Origin of the sequence: Streptomyces sp. NPDC020965 (assembly GCF_044333555.1) — a bacterium.
In the GTDB taxonomy this organism is placed as follows: domain Bacteria; phylum Actinomycetota; class Actinomycetes; order Streptomycetales; family Streptomycetaceae; genus Streptomyces.
The window spans coordinates 95249-113149 of record NZ_JBIRRE010000003.1; the positions used below are offsets into that span (position 1 = coordinate 95249).

Below are 17901 nucleotides of genomic sequence, written 5' to 3' on the forward strand. Positions count from 1 at the left end.
CGCATCCGGAGTACGAGATTGTTCGAGACCGCACCAGACCCGACCGGGCGCCCTTCCGAGACCGCACCACACCCGACCGGGAGTCGTCCAGGGGCCGCACCGGACCCGACCGGGCGCCCCTCGGAGGTCCTCCGGGAGATCGGCCCGCAGGCTCCGGGCGAGTCCGGGGTCCGGGCCCGGATCCGGTTCCACCAGTCCTGGTACCGACGGCACATACTCGGCCTGCCACGGTACGGAAGCACCGAACCGCACTCCGGCGGCCGGGCGATGGGCAGCATCCTGCACCCCGACGACGCGGCGGCCGGCCGGAACTTCACCACCCCCGCCGCCGAACGGCTCTATCTGGACCGGCGGCGGGCCGGGTGGGGGGTCGACCCGGTGCGCTGCACCGGATATCTGACGTCGAGCCAGGCGCTGACCATCAATCTGCTGGCCCCGCTGAAGGAGGATCCCGCCTGGGCGGCCCGTGTTCTCAGCGGGCTCCTCGACCGGGAGATCACGGCGGTGAGTGGGCTGGAGATCGAGTACGCGCCACGGCGGCGCAGCCTGCACCTCGGGGACATGACCCGGCTGGACGCCTGGATACGGCTGGAGACCGGGAGCGGGCCGCAGGGGCTCGCGCTGGAGATCAAGTACGCCGACCGTTTCAGCTCCCGGCATCTGCGGGTGGCCGAGAACCCCCGGTACCGGGAGTTGGCCCGTACCACCGGGCTCTGGGACCTCGATGACGAGCGGACCCGGTCCCGTCCGGTCAACCAGTTGCTCCGCTGCCACGCACTGGCCACCCACCTCTGGCTCGACCCGTCGTCGGCGGAGGCGTGGCTGGCAGAGCAGCTTGCGGAGCGGCCCACGAACGGGCCCATGAACGGGCCGGCGGATCGGCGGACGGAGCGGGCGGTTGACCGGACGGTTGACCGGACGGCTGACCGGGCGGGGAGCGATGACGGGCCGAAGACCCCGCCCACCGTCCTCGTACTGCACCACCCCGATGACCGGTCGGCGCCCAAGACCGTGGGTCTGTACCGGGACGTGCTCACGCGGCCGGAGCTGCTGAAGGTGTCCGGTCTGGACGGGCTGGTCTCCCGGATGGCGGCCACGGCGGACTCCGCGTACCAGCGAACCGTCGCCCAGGACCTGAGGATCCGCTATCTGGATCACGGGCCCAGCGACGAGTCCTGGGAGGAACACCGGATCACCGATTCATAAAATCTCCACGGCGCCGCGCAACCCTTCACCCGTCTCCCCTGTCTGGACTTTGCGAGTCAGCAGACTCCACAGGCACTCCGGGCACCCGGGCCACGTACGTCACACGGACTGGTGCCCCTTTCGAACAGGGAAATACATGCGCATTCGTGCATCTGTCGCTGTTGTCACCGGCACTCTGGCTCTCACCGCACTGGTCGTCCCCGCCGCACAGGCCGACGACTCGTACGGCAACACGACCGTCTCCAATGTCGTGATCAACGATGGCAAGCCGCTCGTGTTCGGCCCGACCGGCAAGAAGACGTTCACGCTGACCTTCACGGCGTCCGACAGCTCCGGCATCTCGGCGGCCGACGCGTACCTGTGGCGCGGCAAGAACATCAACGCGGCGGCCGACATCATGCTGGCCAACGAGATAAAGGGCGCCAAGTGCGGCACCGGCGCCAAGCCGACCTGCAAGCTGACGTTCACCATCAACCCGGCCGAGGACCTGTTCAACGACGACGCCGGCGCCTGGAAGACCTGGGTCTGGGCCTTGGCCAAGGACGTCAACTTCGTCGAGAAGGACAACGCCAAGTCGCTCACCATCAAGCGCGCTTCGGCCCTCACCGCCGACGCCACCCCGGAGCCGGTCACGGCGGGCAAGACGATCACCGTCTCGGGCGCGCTCACCCGGGCGAACTGGGAGCACTACGGCGACGGCAACACCTACACGGGCTACGCCAACCAGTCCGTGCAGCTCCAGTTCCGTAAGGCCGGCGCCACCTCGTACACCACCGTGAAGACGGTGAAGTCCGGTAGCAAGGGCAAGCTGACGACCACGGTGAAGGCGACCACGGACGGCCACTACCGCTACAGCTTCGCCGGTACGACCACCACCGCCCCGCTGAACTCCACCGGCGACCTCGTCGACGTGCGCTGACCCGCTCAATCGAAAGGTCCCGTCAGCCCGCTCGGCCCCGGCACACACCTCAGGCCGGCGCCGGTTGATCCGGACGGTGGATCCGGAGAGTTGATCCGCGCAGGAGATCCGGCCGGGGGGCCGCTGACGAGCCCCTCGGCCGACCTCCCGCCGGCAGGGCCGCTACGCCTCGTCCGCCGTCCGGCCCTGCCGCTCCGCCAGGGCGGCGAACGGCGGTCCGGGTTCCGCGAGTTCCTCCGGTGCCAGCGCCAGCAGCTCCGTCAGCCAGCTCTCGACGTGCCCCGTGTTCCCGGGGAGGAACGGCAGCGCCCCCACGCCCAGCGTGTCGAGCGCCTCCCGCAGCCGCGACTGCGGGAAATCCGCCGAAGCGGCGGCGGACAGCGGGAAGAGCGCGGCCCCCTTCACCACCGGCCGGACCCGGCCCCCCGGCGGACCGGTCACGATCGCGTCCCGGTAGCGGTGCAGGGCGTTGATGGCGTCCGCCGGCGGGCCCGGGCACCCGAACTGGCGCCGGTAGCCGTCGGACGCGTCCAGCCGGTACTTCGCGTCGAGCACCACGGCCATGTCCGGCCAGCCCTCATGGCGGAAGCGGAGCACGATATCGGGCCGCTGGTCGCCGGTCGGCCCCCGGTAGTGATCGTTGTACGAGACCTCGACCGTGCCGCCACCAGGGGCACCGCAGCGCACCGCCGCCCGCCGCCCCTTGGCCAGCCGGATCCGGATACCGCTCTCCTCCACGCGCACCAGGGAGGACAGTTCGGCCGTACCGCCGGTGCACGCCAGCACGATCCGCAGCACCTCCAGATAGCACCAGGTCTCGTACACCCCGTGCACATCCATGACCGAGAGGTCGAACGCCTCCCCCTGGAGCGACAGTCCCAGCCGCAGCACCATGATGACGCGGTGCGCCTCGCCGTACCCGGTGCCGCTCAGCAGCGTGAGCGAGGAGAAACCCGACGGCGGCGGTTCGGTTATCCCGTCGAAGAGCGGGAGCGCCAGCAGCTCGGAGACCGTCCGCGCGAACCCGGCGACCTCCCGCTCCTCCGCCAGCAGTCGCGCCGGGGTCCGCCGCCCGCCGCGCCCGATCCGCTCCAGCTCCGTGGCGATCTCCCTCCGGATGCCGGCGAGCCGGTCACGGATCAGCAGCAGGTGCAGGCGCAGCCAGCGGTGCTCGGCGGTGTCCAGCGTCTCCTTGCCGCAGGAGACCGGGAGGACGCTCCTGACCGGGCCGATGCCCGGCACCTGGGTCCAGGGGCCCCGGCCGCGCCCCCGGATGACCGCCTTCCTGGTGGTCGAGTCGGCCCGGCGGATCCGGTCGGCGCGGACCTGGTCGATCTCCCGGCTCAGCGCGCGGTGCGGACGCTGATCGATATGGCGGACCGAGCGCTCCAGCAGGGTCATCTCATTGCGCAGCAGGGTCAGCCAGTCGAGGTCGGTCGCGTCCTGGACCTCCTCGGCGCGGCCGGTCCGGTAGGTGGCCCGCAGATACTCCAGCGCGAGGGCGCGGGACGCGGCGGTGACATCGGAGAGGAGGGCCTGGTAGTCGGTGGCGTAGTCGATCTTCGCCGGGAAGATCTCGACGGTCAGCCGGAGCGTCTCGTGGCCGACCCCGACCTCCAGTGCGCACCGGCCGACCTGGCGGCCGAAATTCACCGGGCCGGCACACATCAGGACGTCCGGGTAGGAGTCGACGGCCTGGAGGAGCAGGGGGTCGCGGTGGGTCAGCACCGGGAGCTGTCCCGGGACGAGGGAGGTGACCCGGATCCGGTAGGCGGTGTCCTCGAAGAAGCGCGGCAGCCCACCGAGAACCGCCACTCCGGCCGTCCCCGCCCCGACCCCGACCCCGGTGCCGACGCCGATACCGGGGCCGGCCTCGGTATCGGCGCCCGCGCCCAGCCCAGCACCCGCCCCCGTACCCGAGCCGGCGTCGACGCCCAGCACCCGTACACCGGCGGTCCCGGTCGACGACTCGACCGACAGCAGGGGCGGTACGTCCGAGGGATCGGCGGTCACCGCCCAGCGGGCCCGCCGGGGGCCATGGATCTCCAGCGTCACGAAGGGGGTGGTGATCTTCAGCAGACGAGTGTCGGCCATCAGCTAGAGCCAGAAGGTCGTGAAGCCGGTCTCCTGGAGCCGCCGCAGCATGAGCGCCAGCCGGTCCGCGCAGAACGGGTACTGCGCGCCCTGTCCCGCGTCCTGCTGCCCGCCCCCGGCTCCCGGCGCCGCAGCGGAACCCGGCTGTCCGTCCTCCTCCGTCGAGACCGACGGCCCCGCTTCTCCCGTCGAGCCCGGCTGTCCGTCTTCTGCGGCCGCACCCTGCGGCCCGCCGACCGTGCCGGAGCCACCCGCCGCCCACCGCTGAAGGCCCTCCAGAACGCCCCGGACCGTGGCCCCGCCGCCCTGCACCCTCGGCAGCACCTTCATGGCGATGGCGAGATCGAGCGGATCGACCGTCCCGGAGCCGGGCGTGGTGAACAGCTCCGCGCAGTCCTTCGCCGTGAGGCAGAACATGGTGATCTCGTCGCGTACGCGATAGCCGAACTGGAGCTGGCCCTGCGTCAGGATCTCATTGACCGGAGCCAGGATCTCGATGATCGACGTGACCTGCTGGGTCCCCGCGGCCGGATGACCGCCCAGGGCGAGAGCGGGCACCCGCCACTCGGCGCTCCCCCACGCGACGGGCGCCACCGAGCCCGTGTCGACCGGCTTCACCTGGAACAGGTCGACCGTGGAGAACTCGATCACAAAGGCCCGGTCGAGGACCTTCTTGGAGAACCCGAAGGTGGTCTCGTCCATATTGACCGAGCCGACGAGACAGAGATTCGCCGGCAGCCCCACCGTCGCCCACTCGTCATGGGCGGACCCGGCGAGATGCGGCGCCAGCGGCCCGGAGACGACCCGTCCGTCCGCGTCCGGGGCGCGGCTCTCCAACTGGCTCAGCACCTCGGCCAGGTAGTACTCGACCCGCGCGATGTTCATCTCGTCGAGCACGAAGAAGAACTGCCGGTCCGGGTTCTGCCACGCCTCGCGCGCCACCCGGAGCAGCTCGCCCGGCTGGAAGGAGCCGTCGAGCCGCTCGTACCCCAGCAGCTCGCTGCTGTCGGTCCAGTCGGGCCGTACGGGGACGGTGACGCACTCCGCTCCGGTCGCCTCGGCCACCAGCCGGGGCAGCTTGGTCTTCCCGGTCCCCGATATCCCCGCCAGGATCACGAACGGCTTGGTCCGTACGGCGGTGATGAAGGCGGCTATCTGCCAGGGCTCGAAGACGAAGCCCCGGGCCGCCACATACGCGGCGACATGCTCGATCTGGCCACCGAGGTCGGCCGGAGGCTGGACAGGGGGCTGCTGGACGGGGGGATCGGCCGGGGGCGGCGTTGGGCTCTGCGCGGTCTCCGGAGTGATCACCGGGTGCTGCTGTGGCGCCGGGGGCAGATACTGCGCCGGATCGGCGGGCGTGTCGGCGTAGATCGGTGTCACGTGAACTCCCCGTCGAACAGATCCTCGGGTCCTGGGCCGCTGAACAGACCCTCCAGCTCCGCCGGCGTCAGGCCGAGATCGGCGACGGCCGCCGCGACCAACTCCTCATCGCTCGGCTGCCCGGGGAACCTCTCCGCGAGATCGGTGGAGCGGAACCACCACACGGCCGTGTCGAGGATGGACGGCCGTTTCCCGGAGAAATTGTGCTGAGCCTTCTTGACGGCGAAGAACAGCTCCAACTGCTGGGCGCTGCGCGCCACGAACCGGTACGCCTTGGGCTTGGAGTCGGGTATCAGTTGGAACGGTGTCGTACCACGCGCCTGCCACCGGCTGATGGTGTCGGAGGAGCCGTTCGACGGGAACTTGTGGGATCGATAGCCACGCGTCGTCTCCCGCTTGGCCCCGAAGGGAAGGAAGAAGGGGGGAGTCCCGTCCGCCAGCTCCGGGCCGGGAGGCGTGGAGCCGGATACCGCCCCGATGAGCGCCATCTCTCTGATCGCCTGCACGTAGTACGTCGACCGCGTGCCCGTGACGATGCCCAGCGCCTCCCCATCTCCGTCGGGAGCGGGGTCGGCCGCCTCGGACTTTCTGTTCTCCAGAGCCCTCTTGAAGATCAGATAGTCCCCAAGACTGGCATTCGTCGAGGAGACACCCAGCCGCTCGACAGCCGCTTTCACCACGGATGACGCCAGATACAACGGCACTCACAGCTCCAAGTCGAGTTGACTGTCCATGTTCTTCAGTTCATCGACGACATGACCGCAGTAGTCGTCACTGAGGTCGATCCCGATCGAGCGGAATCCGTGCGAGCGGGCGAACAGCATCGAGGTGCCCGAGCCGTTGAACGGGTCGAGGACGATGCCCTCGGGGGGAGTGGTCGCCAGGACCGGGATACGGACCAGCTCGTCGGAGAAGGCTGCGCGGTGCTTGCCGTTCCCGGCGGAGGGGCGGGCGTCCCAGGTGTCGAGCGGCGGCAGGACGCTGCCGGTCTTCTCGTGCTTCCGGCCCACCGCGAGCCGGTCGAAGTAGTACCAGCGGCTCTTGGTGAAGTGGAAGACGTACTCGTGGGAGATCGAGCAGCGGTCCCGCACCTGGTCGGGCACGGGATTCGGCTTCACCCAGACGTTGTCGTTCCGCACGAGCCAGCCGGAGTCCTGGAGCGCGATGGCCAACCGGTGCGGAATGAGGAGGAGCTGCTTGGGGCGGGCCCACTTGCCGTCGCCCGGCTTGTCCTGCGGTCGAATGCCGAAGCGCCGTGCGCCCTGCTTGGCCTCACCGCTCTTATGGGCGCCCTTGCCGCTCCAGTAGGTGTCGCCGATGTTGATCCAGAGGGAACCGGTGTCGCTCAGGACCTCCCAGCACAGCTGGAAGACCTCGACCAGATGGTCGATGAACTCCTGGGGCCGCTCTTCGAGGCCGAGCTGGCCCTCGTACCCGTAATCGCGCTGGCCGTAGTAGGGCGGGGAGGTGACGATGCAGTCGACCTTGATCTTCGCGTCAATCAGCTTCTGGAGACCGGTCCGGACGTCGTCACGGAGCACGATCGTCTTCTCGTCGGCGTAAAAGCTGTGGTCGACCAGCTCGGAGTCGGTGAACCGCTCCTGCGGGGTGACCTGGGGGTGCAGGGCCCGATTCGCCGGGGTGTCCTTCAACTTGCCGTTCTCGACCGAGGCGCGGCCGGGGGGCAGGGGCATCGGGCGCGCGGGGACGCCGTCCGCCGCGGCCGCGGCCTCCCGCTCGGCCGCTGTGTCCAGTCGCTCCATGTCCCCATCCACCGTCCAGCCCAACAGGCACCGCGGGCCGCCGCCGCGTCGCGCGTCCTTCTCCACCTGGCCACCACTCCGAGCGGCGAAGCCACTCTACCGGCGACGATCCGCCTACCCCCCAGCCTGTGGATAACAGTGCCGGACCGCTGGTCCGAAGCCCGCGGCCCGGCCCACTGCCCCGACCAACGGAGCCCATGGACCGGGGTCACGACCCCCGACCACCGGCAGGACACGGGCCCGGGGCCACGCCACCCACCGGCAAGAGCCCCGGGCCCGGGGTCACAACCCCCCACCGGCAGGACACCGGACCGGGCCTCGCCCCCCACCGGCAAGAGCCCCGGGCCCGAGGTCACAACCCCCCACCGGCAGGACACCGGACCGGGCCTCGCCCCCCACCGGCAGGAGCCCGTGGGTCGGGTCACGAGCTGCCGCCCGGCTCAGCCCGTGGGCGGGTCACGGCCCCGCCCGGGTCACCGCCACCGCCGCCTTCAGATCGGCCCGGAATTCGGGACGGGCGGCGATCCCGATACCCCAGCCGGTGAACGGCCGCCCGCGCCCGGCCACGGACCAGCCGCCGGGGGGGCCTCGGTCAGCCCCGGGCGCGCCGGCAGGATCTCCTCGAGCCACCGGATCGATCGCGGTGTGACATGGGCCTCATGCAGATCGAGCCGTACGGGAGCGTCCACGCCGCGACCCGGTGCAGTGGGCCCTTCACCGTGGCGATGGCCCAGGGCCGCCCAGGACGCCCAGGCTCCCCGGGCCGTCGGAGAAAGCCGCCAGCCCCACAGCCGCCCCTTCGCCCGTCGCGGCGTCGTACGCGGAGGGCTCCAGTACCGCCCGTACACGGGAGGCGACCCGGTCGACGTCGGCGCGTTCGCCGGACGGAAGGGGAGCGCCCGCCGCCGCGCGGACCGCGGTCGCGGCCCCCAGCAGCCGGGCCCCGGCGCGGGCGTCACCGGCCAGCGACCACGCCCCGGCCAGGCCCTCGAAGGCCAGCGCGACCGCGCGCGGATCGCCGCCACCACGGGCGGCGAGCAGGCCGTCGTGGTGCAGCTCCCACGCCGCCTCCGCGTCCCCGCGCTGTTCGGCGACGAAGCCGAGTTCGGCGAGCAGCAGCGCGGGGCCCGGGTCGAAGGCCGCCCGGCGGTGCCACTCCAGCGCCCACCGCAGCTCCCGCTCGGCCACCTCCAACAGGCCCTGGCGCCGCGCCCCGAGACCGAGACCGATCCGAGCGTGCACCTCGCCCGCCTCGTAGCCGTGCTCGGCGGCCAGCCGGCCGGCCCGCTCGTGGAGTTCGCGCGACCGCGCGAAGTCGCCCGTGAGCAGCGCGATCCGGCCGAGCCCGGTGAGCCGGTCGGCGGCCTCGTGCCACAGGCCCAGCTCCTCGGCCGCCCGCTGCCCGTCCGCGTGCAGCCGACGGGCGTCCGCGTACTCCCCAGCCACCTCGGCCAGCGACGCCAGCGGATAGGCGGTCTGCAACCGGCCCCAGCCGTCGCCCAGCTCCTCGAAGATCGCCCGGCTGTCCTCGGCGTCCGCGCGGGGGGCCAGGAGATCGCCACGCGCCATGGCCTGCTTGGCGCGGGTGCTCAGCGCCGCCGCCGTCCCCCACCGGTCGCCGGCCGCGCGCAGCTCCGCGAGCGCGGAGCCGACGAGCGCCTCGCTCCGGGCGAGGTCGCCACCGGTGGCGTACAGGGCGTATCCGAGGAACCACCGGGCCCGGGGCTCCCCGGGTGGAGTGGCTTCCCCGGTCCGGCCACCCGTCAGTACGGTGAACCCCGCGAGCCATGCGGCGGCGCGCTCCCGAGCCGGTGCGAGGCCCGGATCGTGACCGACGCCCGCACCACCGACGGCCAGGGCCGCGTGCAGGGACCGCCCCGCCTCCCCGGTCCGGCCCCGCAGGAACCAGTACCAGACCAGCGCGGCGCACAGCCGTAGCGCACCGGCCGCGTCTCCCCGCCGTACCGCGCCGTCCAGGGCGACCCGCAGATTGCCCGACTCTCGGTCGAGCAGCTCCAACGAACGCCGCTGACCGTCCCCGTACAGCCGGGTCGACGCGTCCTCGGCCAGTGCGGCGAAGTAACCGAAGTGCCGCCGCCGTACGGTGTCCTCTTCGCCGGACCCGGTGAGCCGTTCCCGCCCGTACGCCGCCACCGTCTCCAGCAGTCGGTAGCGCGGCCCGTCCGCCACCACCACGAGCGAACGGTCCACGAGCCGTATCAACGGAGCGAGCACCTCCCCACCAACCACTCCCGCACCGTCCGCACCACCCACATCGCCCGCATCCCCCTCCCCCGTACCGCCCGCACCGTCCGCACCACCCACATCGCCGTCGCCACACACCGCCTCCGCCGCCGCCAGCGAGCAGCCGTCGGCGTGTACGGCCAATCGGCGCAGGACCGCGCGTTCGTCGTCGGCGAGCAGCTCCCAGCTCCAGTCGATCACCGCCCGCAGGGTCCGCTGGCGCTCCGGGGCGCCGCGCCGCCCGCCGCCCAGTACCCGGAACCGATCGTCCAGCCGGTCCGCCAACTCCGCCACGCCCAGGGCCCGTATCCGGGTGGCGGCCAGTTCCAACGCGAGGGGGAGCCCGTCCAGCCGACGGCAGATCGTGGCGACCGCGTCCGCCTCCCCGGGACCCACGGCGAACCCCGGTGCCGCCTCGGCGGCGCGCACCGCAAACAGATGCTCGGCGTCGGAGCGCGAGAGCGGCGGCACGGCGTACACCGCCTCACCGGGCAGCCCGAGCGGTTCCCGGCTGGTCGCCAGGATCCGCAGTCCTGGCGCCGCGCCCAGGAGGTCGGCGACCAGTTCGGCCGCCGCGTCGACGACATGCTCGCAGTTGTCCAGTACGAGCAGGGTCGGCCGGGCCCGCAGGGCGTCGCGCAGCGCGGGCATCCCGTCCTCGCGGAGGCCGAGGGCTGCGCTCAGGCGCTCGGCGGGCAGTCCGGGACCGGTCAGCTCGACCATCCGTACGTCGACGGAACGAACGCCACCGCCCGCCGCACCGTACGTCCCCGCCCCCGCCCCCGTCCCCAGCCCCTCGCCCGTACCCGTACCCTCGCCCTCGCCCGTACCCTCGCCCTCACCTGCCGCCGTCGCGAGGCGGGTCTTGCCCACCCCGCCCGGCCCGGTCAGGGTCACCAGCCGGTGCGTGGCGAGCAGTTCCCGTACCTCGGCCAGTGCTTCCGCCCGGCCGACGAGATCCGTCAGAGGGGCGGGCAGTGCGGCCGGTGCCCGTCGTGCGGGCGGGCCGGCCAACGCCGGATCCTGTCGCAGGATCGCCTGCCACAGCGCGACCAGTTCCGGCCCGGGGTCCACCCCCAACTCGTCGGCGAGACGCCCGCGCAGCTCGGCGAAGCACGCGAGGGCCTCACCCTGCCGGCCCGCCCGGTACAGCGCACGCATCAGGACGGCCAGCGCCCGCTCGCGCGCGGGATGCCGCTCGACCAGTTCCCGCAGTTCGGGGATGAGTTCCGCGTGCTCACCGAGTTCGAGGCGGGCCTCCGCACGGGCTTCGACCGCGGTCAACCGCTGCTCGTCCAACCGGTCCCGCGCGCCACGGGTGAACTCCGCGTCGGCGAAGTCCGCGTACGCGGGCCCCCGCCACAGCGCGAGCGCATCGGTCAGGAGCGCGGCCCGCGACCGGGCATCGTCCGTGGCGTACGCCGTGTCCGTCAGTTCCGCGAACCGTGCCGCATCGACGGCGGCATCGGCCCGGAGCAGATAGCCGGGCGCCCGGGACACCACGAGCGCCCGCGCCCCCGGCTCCGCGGCGTCCAGCGCACGGCGCAGCCGGGACACCTTCGTCTGGAGCGCCCCCGCCGGACGGGCGGGCGCGTCGGCGCCCCATACGTCGTCCACCAGCCGGTCGGCCGACACCACCTTTCCGGCGTGTACGAGCAGATCCGCGAGCAGCGCCCGGACCTTCGCCTCGGGGACGTCCACGGGCGCCCCGTCCGTGGTGGATACGGTCAGCGGTCCCAGCACGGCGAAGTACACCCGGTCACGCTATCCGACCCCCCGTACCCGATCCCCGTATCACCTGATCCCCGCACCCGGCCCCCTCTCCCCCTTTCGCCCTTTCGCCCTTTCGCCCTTTCGCCCTTTCGCCAGTGAACCGACAGGGTTCCGCCAGCGCCGCTCGGCACTGTGGTGGCACGACCGAACGGCGGGGCGACGGGCCCGGCCGGAGGACACCGAAGGAGACCGGCCATGTCACCGCACCCCTCCCCGCACGGGGCCCCCGCCCCCGGGACCGTCACCGTGCTCGGACTCGGACAGCTGGGAACCGTCGTGGCCCGCGCGTTCATCACGGCGGGCCACCGCACCACCGTCTGGAACCGCACCCCCGGAAAGGCGGACGAACTGGTCGCGGCGGGCGCGGTCCCCGCGGTGAGCCTCACCGACGCGATCACCGCGAGCGCGGTGGTGGTGGTCGTCCTCCCCGACGACGCCACCACACGCGAACTGCTCGAACCGGTCGCCGGTGCACTGCGCGGACGCGTCCTGGTCAATCTGACGTCCGGCACCCCGGAAACCGCCCGCGACACCGCGCGGTGGGCGCGGACGGCCGGCGCCGCCTACCTGGACGGCGCCGCGATGAGCGGTACCCGGCTGGTCGGCCGGCCCGAGGCGCTGTTCGTGCTGAGCGGCTCGGCCACCGCGTACGCCACCCACGCGCCGCTGCTGGCCGCGCTGGGCAACGCCGTACACCTGGGCAACGATCCGGGCCACGCCTCGCTCTACGACACCGCCCTGTTCGGCACCGTATGGGGCGCCGTCGCCGGGTTCCACCACGCGCTGGCGCTGACCGGCACGGAGGGCGTGGCGGCGCCCGAGTTCGCCGCCGTGGCCACCGACTATCTGCCCTTCGTGGCGACCCTGTTCACCGAGCACGCCCGCCAGATAGCGGCGGGCGACTACCCGGACGACGACGGAACGGTCGACGTGCACACCGCCGCGATGGAGCACCTCGTGCACACCAGCCGGGCCCGGGGCATCGGCACGGAGGTCCCCGACCTGCTCGTCACACTGCTGCGCCGCACGGGCGCGGCGGGCCACGGAGCCGAGGGCATCGCCCGGGTCGCCACGGTCGTCGCGAAGGGTCCGGACCATGGCTGAGCAGCGGATCGGTACGGAGGTGAGCGTCATCGGCCTGGGCCGGATGGGCGCCCCGATCGCGGCGGCGCTGCTGGCCGCCGGACATCGTACGACGGTGTGGAACCGTACGCCGGAGAAGGCCGCCCCCCTGGTCCGCGCGGGCGCCGTCCACGCCCCGACGGTCGCGGCGGCCGTCGCCGCGAGCCCACTGGTGATCGTCCCGCTGCTGGACTACGCCTCGGTGTACGAGGCGCTCGGCGGCGCGGCACCGGAACTGGCGGGCCGGGCCGTGGTCAACCTGACCAACGGTTCGCCGACGCAGGCGCGCGAGTTCGCCGACTGGGCGGCCGGTCACGGCGCCGCGTATGTGGACGGCGCGATGATGGGCCTGCCCAGCACGGTCGGCAGCCGGGACGCCTTCTTCCTCTACAGCGGCTCGCAGCCCGCCTTCGACGCCCACCGCCCGACCCTCGAAGTGCTGGCCACCGCCCACTGGTTCGGCCCGGACCCCGGCCTCGCCGAGATCCAGGACCTCGCCCTGCTCGGCACCGGCTACGCCGCCCTGGCCGGTTTCCTGCACTCCGCCGCCCTGCTGCGCGAGGTGGGCGTACCACCCGGCACCTTCGCCCCGCTCGCGGCGTCCTGGCTGCGCGGCATGGCCGCCTTCCTGCCGGAACTCGCGGCGGAGGCCGAGTCGGGCCACTACACGGAGGGCGTCTCGACGGTCGACCTGAACCGCGCCGCACTCGGCGACCTCATCCACCTGACCCGCACCCTGGGCCTGGACACCGCCGTCCACGAACCCCTGAAGTCCCTCCTCGACCGCCGCGCCGGGGCGGGTCACGGGTCCGACAGCTTCGCGTCACTCTTCGAGGAGCTGCGGATCCGACCGGGCGATCGACCGGATCGCCCGACTGGGTGATGGCCTCAGGACCGGGACCGCATGGACACGGAGCGGGCCGGGCCAGGAGCACGACGTGGCCCGCGACGGAGTCGATCGCGGCCAGCACGGAGAGAAACGATATCGCCACCAGCGCACAGATGATATCGTTTACCCAACCGCTACGACTGTCCGGGAGGTACCTCCGTGGCCCGTACCGTGATCGACCTCGACGAAGACATGGTCAGCGAAGCCATGCGCATCTTCGGCACCAAGACCAAGGCCAAAGCCGTCCGCCTCGCGATGGAGGACGCCGTCAAACGGCATCTGCGGCAGGAGGGCTTCGACGCCATGGATGCCGGCGAGTTCGACTTCAGCGAGATCATCGAGAGCACCGGCCCGCGCAACGCCGACGGAACCCTCAGGCGCGACGGCGGCCAGGCCGCCTGATGCAGGGCCGCTACCTGATCGACAAGTCCGCTCTCGCCCGCTGGACGAAACCCGCGGTCCGAGAGGTGCTGAAACCGCTCCACGAGCGGTACCTACTCGCCGTCTGCCAGCCCACCGAGTACGAGATGATCCACTCGGCCCGGGACAGCGCGGAGGCGACGCGCATCAGCACCTGGCTCCACGCCTTCGACTATCTGCACACCGGGGACGACGCCTTCACCCGCGCACTGGAGGTACAGCGTCACGCGCTCAACGCGGGCTTCCACCGCGCCCTGTCACTCCCCGACCTCCTCATCGCCGCCACCGCCGAGCTGAATCGCGTGCCGGTCCTCCACTACGACGGCGACTTCGACATGATCGCCTCCCTCACCAGTCAACCCACCGAATGGGTCACCTCGCCCGGCACCGCCGACCACTGACCGCGCCTGGCGGCCGCCACCGCCTCGCCCGACCCCACTCAACTACTCAGCAGTCTCAACCGAGTCAGCGAGGTAGCTTCCTCTACGCATCACGACTCTCGCCGTATGCCACCGCCCGCATGAAGGGCGCCGTTCTCAATGTCATCGACATGAACGACGGCGTCCGGAATGTCCTTGAAATGCATGAGGGCCCTGACGGAGACCTTATAGCTCCGCCCCGCCCTTGCCACAGGGAAAGGGAATTCCCCTGCCCTGATGAGTCGGTGTGCAGCGGATTCCGCAATCCCCATCACGTCTGCGGCTTCTCGAAGCCCAATGAATGAGGGGTAAAGGTCTGAGGCATAGTAGTAAAGGTTCGGGTTGGAAACCCTGTATCGAGAAAGCCTCGAAGCCTTCACTGCATGACTGACAGACCCCGAACGGCGACCGGCCCGAATTTCATCGTGAAAACCCCGCACGGTATCGAAGCAACCCAGCCCCTGAAGCAGCGCCCCCAGCCGCTCACCTCTGATCTGCTCTGCGACATCCACGTCACGGATGGTGTTGATATCGATGATCGATGACGCCCTCAGCGAGGAGCTCTGGGAATGCCTGTCCGGCCGGAAAAATATGTCGACGTCGTCCGTCGAGCACTCCGATGAGGCGCACTTCCCCCGCCTGAAGGCCACCTCAAATGCCGCCTTCACCATCCGGTCCCTGACGTGACGCGGAGGAACGCCCATGACGGTGTCCGCCCACACCTCCAACGCGGTCGCCACCATGGCCGCACGAATTTCTTCCCGCTCGACTTGGAAATCACGAGATATTCGCGTTGACAGTGAACGGAAACAGGGAACGATACAGTCGAGGACAACCAGCCGCCACGTATCGTCGCCATCCAGGTCACACAACCTCCCCATGGCAATTAAGGATTCCCACAGGCGGGAACTCGGAGCTGACTGCACCCCGGCCAGGATCGCCTCAGTGCGAAACTTCGAGTAAGAAGGGTGCCGCTTAATCTCACACTCCTCAACATTTCCTACATGAACACAAACCGGCCCTTCACCGAAAACTTTCCGAGCACCCAATTCGATTCGGTCGAAAACATCCGGCATGACTCATACTCCAATCTTCGCCGACCATCCGCGACCGATTATGGCGGGCCCAGGATGAATCCAATTAACCTTCCCGGAGCAGGTCACCCAATCGTGTAATTTTTTCGTATTTTCCAGCGAGGCGGCCAAGGTTGCTCGATGTCCCCATCGCCACCCTCGACGTTTCAGCGCACCCATCGAACGACCGCGCGCCCGTGACGTCGCGTTACTCCCTGACCGCGAGGGGGTCTGGCCGGATTCACGTACCGGTGACGAACGGATGCAGCGGGCTGCTGTGATACCGCCCCCAGGCAGTCCTCCCTCGACAACCTCGCCGCGCGAAGCAGCGGTAGTCGGAGTCGCCACCCCGGGCCGGCAGGCAATCCGCTCATCCATCACAGCGGGAGACCCGGACGACGAGCACAATCGAGTGCCCGCCCGACTGCGTCCGCACCGGCTCCAACCCTGCCCTCCAGCCGGAAGATCCGGCGCAAGGCCAGAGAGACACTCCGGGACTCGCCGCCCCGCACGCCCCGCTCAGTGTCGGCTACACCTATGTACTCCCCGTGCCGGCCGGCACGGAACGCACGGAACAGGAACCCTCAACAACCAGGAAACCGCCCCCGAACAGCGAAAAACCCCAGGTCACGGCGAGTGAGTCCTGAGGTTCTTCAGAGCCGCCTTCGGGATTCGAACCCGAGACCTACGCATTACGAGTGCGTTGCTCTGGCCAGCTGAGCTAAGGCGGCAAGCCACGGATACATGTGCCCTCGCGGGACACGTTCGCACCAGCAGCGGCGCTAAGTCTACAGGGTTGTTCCGGGTGCCCCGAACCAGCCCGGTGGGTGCCCCGGAGGGGCAAAGGGCCACCTCAGGGGCGCGCGGGCGCGGTCCGGAGGTGGCGTCGATTTGCACATGGCGCAACACGCACCGCCATAATTGCTCAAAGGTAGTCAATACGACATACAGCCACGCAGACCCTCCGCGTCATCGCCCCGCCCCGAAGCCCAGCAGGCAACGCCCCCGAAGGGATGAGATCACCCGTGGCCCGAGCCGTGCCCCCCACCGGCACCGTCGCGGAGCGACCCGCGGCCCCCGGCCCGGAGCGCTGGGCCATGCTCGCCGTGCTCTGCGCCAGTCTGCTGCTGGTGGCCATGGACGCCACCATCCTCAATGTCGCCCTCCCCTCCCTCATCGACGATCTACAGCCGAACGCCCTCGAACAACTGTGGATCATCGACATCTACGGGCTGGTCCTCGGCGGCCTGCTCATCACCACCGGTGCCATCGGGGACCGCTACGGCCGCAAGCGGCTCTTCCTCTGCGGAATCGTCCTCTTCGGGATCGCCTCCGTCGTCGCCGCGACCTCCACCACCACCTGGCAGCTGATCGGCGGGCGGGTGCTGCTCGGCATCGGCGGGGCGATGGTCATGCCGTCGACGCTCTCGCTCATCCGGAACATCTTCACGGACGCCCGCGAGCGGACCCGTGCCATCGGGATCTGGGCCGCCGTCGCCGGGGCCGGGGCCGCCATCGGGCCGCTCGTCGGCGGGGTGCTCATCGAGCAGTTCGGCTGGGCCGCCGCGTTCTGGGTCAATGTGCCCGTCGTCGTGGTGACCTTGTTCGCGGGGCTCTGGCTGCTGCCCGAGTTCAAGGACGCCGGGCACGGCCGCCTCGACTACTTCGGGGCCGTCCTCTCCGTCATCGGCATCGTCGCCCTCGCCTGGGGCATCAAGCACGTCGCCAAGGGCACGCCCGCCGCCGAGGACATCGCCGCGCTCGTCGCTGGCGTCCTCGTCCTGGCGCTCTTCGCCCGCCGGCAGCTCCGGCTGCCCGACCCGCTGCTCGATGTCCGGCTCTTCAAGAACCGCGCCTTCACCGCCGCCGCCCTGGCCATCCTCATGGCCATGCTCGCCATCGGCGCCGCCCTGTTCCTGGTGTCGCTCTGGCTCCAGTACGTCCACGGGTACTCGCCGTCCGAGGCCGGTCTGCGCACCCTGCCCGTCGCGCTCGCGATGCTCGTCGGGTCGCTGCTCGCACCCGGACTGATGGAACGGATCGGGGTACGGGCCCTGATGGCGCTGGGGCTCGGCGGGGTCGTCGTCGGATTCCTGGTGCTGGCGCTGTCGCCCGAACCCACCACGTACGGCTATGTCGCCGTCGTCCTCGTCACGCTCGGCCTCGGCGACGGGCTGGCGATCACCACCGCGTCGTCCGTCCTGGTCTCGGCCGTGCCCGCCGAACGCGCCGGACAGGCAGGGGCGGTCTCCGAGACCAACTACGAGCTGGGCGTCGGCCTCGGAGTGGCCCTCCTCGGGTCGATCCACGGCGCGGTGTACGCGGACCGCATGGCCGGTCAGGCGCAGCAGGCCCGGGAGTCGATCGGCGGGGCGTACGACCTGTCGCGGACCGAGGGCGACCAGGTGCTGGCGGCGGCGCGGGCCGCCTTCGACAGCGCGCTGACGACGACGGCGTTCGTCTCGGTCGGGATCGTGGCGACCGTCACCCTGCTGGTGGTCTGGCTGATGCCGCGCGATTTCACCGTCACGTCGTCCGGCCACTGACCGGTGCGGGGCCCGCCCCCGCACCGGCCGCAGTCCGTTCGGGGACCGCG

Annotated in this window: 13 protein-coding genes and 1 tRNA gene; 7 read left to right on the forward strand and 7 right to left on the reverse strand. The window is 71.0% G+C overall.

All coding sequences use genetic code 11. The features are described 5' to 3' along the window. Positions 1-18 precede the first annotated feature (18 nt). Together ACH4S7_RS10855 and ACH4S7_RS10860 are read left to right on the forward strand one after the other, a co-directional pair. Complete coding sequence (locus ACH4S7_RS10855) at positions 19-1206, forward strand: PGN_0703 family putative restriction endonuclease (protein ID WP_398520808.1); 1188 nt, start codon at positions 19-21, stop codon at positions 1204-1206. Positions 1207-1342: 136 nt separating this feature from the next. Then, positions 1343-2125 carry a calcium-binding protein gene (locus ACH4S7_RS10860; protein WP_398520809.1) on the forward strand — a complete coding sequence of 261 codons (783 nt, stop codon included), beginning with the start codon at positions 1343-1345 and terminating at the stop codon, positions 2123-2125. 162 nt (positions 2126-2287) lie between these two features. Here ACH4S7_RS10860 and ACH4S7_RS10865 read toward each other — a convergent pair whose 3' ends face one another. The 5 genes from ACH4S7_RS10865 to ACH4S7_RS10885 all read right to left on the reverse strand — a co-directional run bounded on the left by ACH4S7_RS10865 (position 2288) and on the right by ACH4S7_RS10885 (position 11364). Further along, the gene (locus ACH4S7_RS10865; RefSeq protein ID WP_398520810.1) at positions 2288-4219 is read right to left on the reverse strand and encodes a DUF2357 domain-containing protein; all 1932 of its coding nucleotides are present in this window, start codon (positions 4217-4219) and stop codon (positions 2288-2290) included. Positions 4220-4222: 3 nt separating this feature from the next. Then, a complete protein-coding gene (locus ACH4S7_RS10870) occupies positions 4223-5602 on the reverse strand; it encodes an McrB family protein (protein WP_398520811.1) in 1380 nt (459 codons plus the stop codon). Next, positions 5599-6306 carry a hypothetical protein gene (locus ACH4S7_RS10875; protein WP_398520812.1) on the reverse strand — a complete coding sequence of 236 codons (708 nt, stop codon included), beginning with the start codon at positions 6304-6306 and terminating at the stop codon, positions 5599-5601. Before ACH4S7_RS10875 ends, ACH4S7_RS10870 begins: the two co-directional genes overlap by 4 nt. Beyond that, on the reverse strand, positions 6307-7365 hold the full coding sequence (locus tag ACH4S7_RS10880; protein WP_398520813.1) for a DNA-methyltransferase: 1059 nt from the start codon (positions 7363-7365) through the stop codon (positions 6307-6309). It abuts the gene before it with no gap. Between the two features lie 714 nt (positions 7366-8079). After that, positions 8080-11364, reverse strand: a complete 3285-nt coding sequence (locus ACH4S7_RS10885) for a BTAD domain-containing putative transcriptional regulator (RefSeq protein ID WP_398520814.1) — start codon at positions 11362-11364, stop codon at positions 8080-8082. A 213-nt stretch (positions 11365-11577) separates the two neighbouring features. Here ACH4S7_RS10885 and ACH4S7_RS10890 point away from each other — a divergent pair, with 213 nt between their 5' ends. The 4 genes from ACH4S7_RS10890 (at position 11578) to ACH4S7_RS10905 (ending at position 14214) form a co-directional block, all read left to right on the forward strand. Beyond that, a complete protein-coding gene (locus ACH4S7_RS10890) occupies positions 11578-12486 on the forward strand; it encodes an NAD(P)-dependent oxidoreductase (RefSeq protein ID WP_398520815.1) in 909 nt (302 codons plus the stop codon). Further along, positions 12479-13387, forward strand: coding sequence for an NAD(P)-dependent oxidoreductase (locus ACH4S7_RS10895; protein WP_398520816.1), 909 nt, complete (start codon positions 12479-12481; stop codon positions 13385-13387). Before ACH4S7_RS10890 ends, ACH4S7_RS10895 begins: the two co-directional genes overlap by 8 nt. A 165-nt stretch (positions 13388-13552) precedes the next feature. Beyond that, on the forward strand, positions 13553-13795 hold the full coding sequence (locus ACH4S7_RS10900) for a type II toxin-antitoxin system VapB family antitoxin (RefSeq protein WP_398520817.1): 243 nt from the start codon (positions 13553-13555) through the stop codon (positions 13793-13795). Next, positions 13795-14214, forward strand: a complete 420-nt coding sequence (locus ACH4S7_RS10905) for a PIN domain nuclease (RefSeq protein ID WP_398520818.1) — start codon at positions 13795-13797, stop codon at positions 14212-14214. The genes ACH4S7_RS10900 and ACH4S7_RS10905 overlap by 1 nt, the downstream gene beginning before the upstream one ends. Positions 14215-14303: 89 nt before the next feature. Here the strand turns inward: ACH4S7_RS10905 and ACH4S7_RS10910 are convergent, their stop codons facing one another. Both ACH4S7_RS10910 and ACH4S7_RS10915 read right to left on the reverse strand, forming a co-directional pair. Next, positions 14304-14975, reverse strand: coding sequence for a helix-turn-helix transcriptional regulator (locus ACH4S7_RS10910; RefSeq protein ID WP_398520819.1), 672 nt, complete (start codon positions 14973-14975; stop codon positions 14304-14306). Between the two features lie 987 nt (positions 14976-15962). After that, positions 15963-16036: transfer RNA gene (locus ACH4S7_RS10915), tRNA-Thr, on the reverse strand. A gap of 294 nt (positions 16037-16330) precedes the next feature. Here ACH4S7_RS10915 and ACH4S7_RS10920 point away from each other — a divergent pair. After that, the gene (locus ACH4S7_RS10920; RefSeq protein WP_398520820.1) at positions 16331-17851 is read left to right on the forward strand and encodes an MFS transporter; all 1521 of its coding nucleotides are present in this window, start codon (positions 16331-16333) and stop codon (positions 17849-17851) included. Positions 17852-17901: the final 50 nt, after the last annotated feature.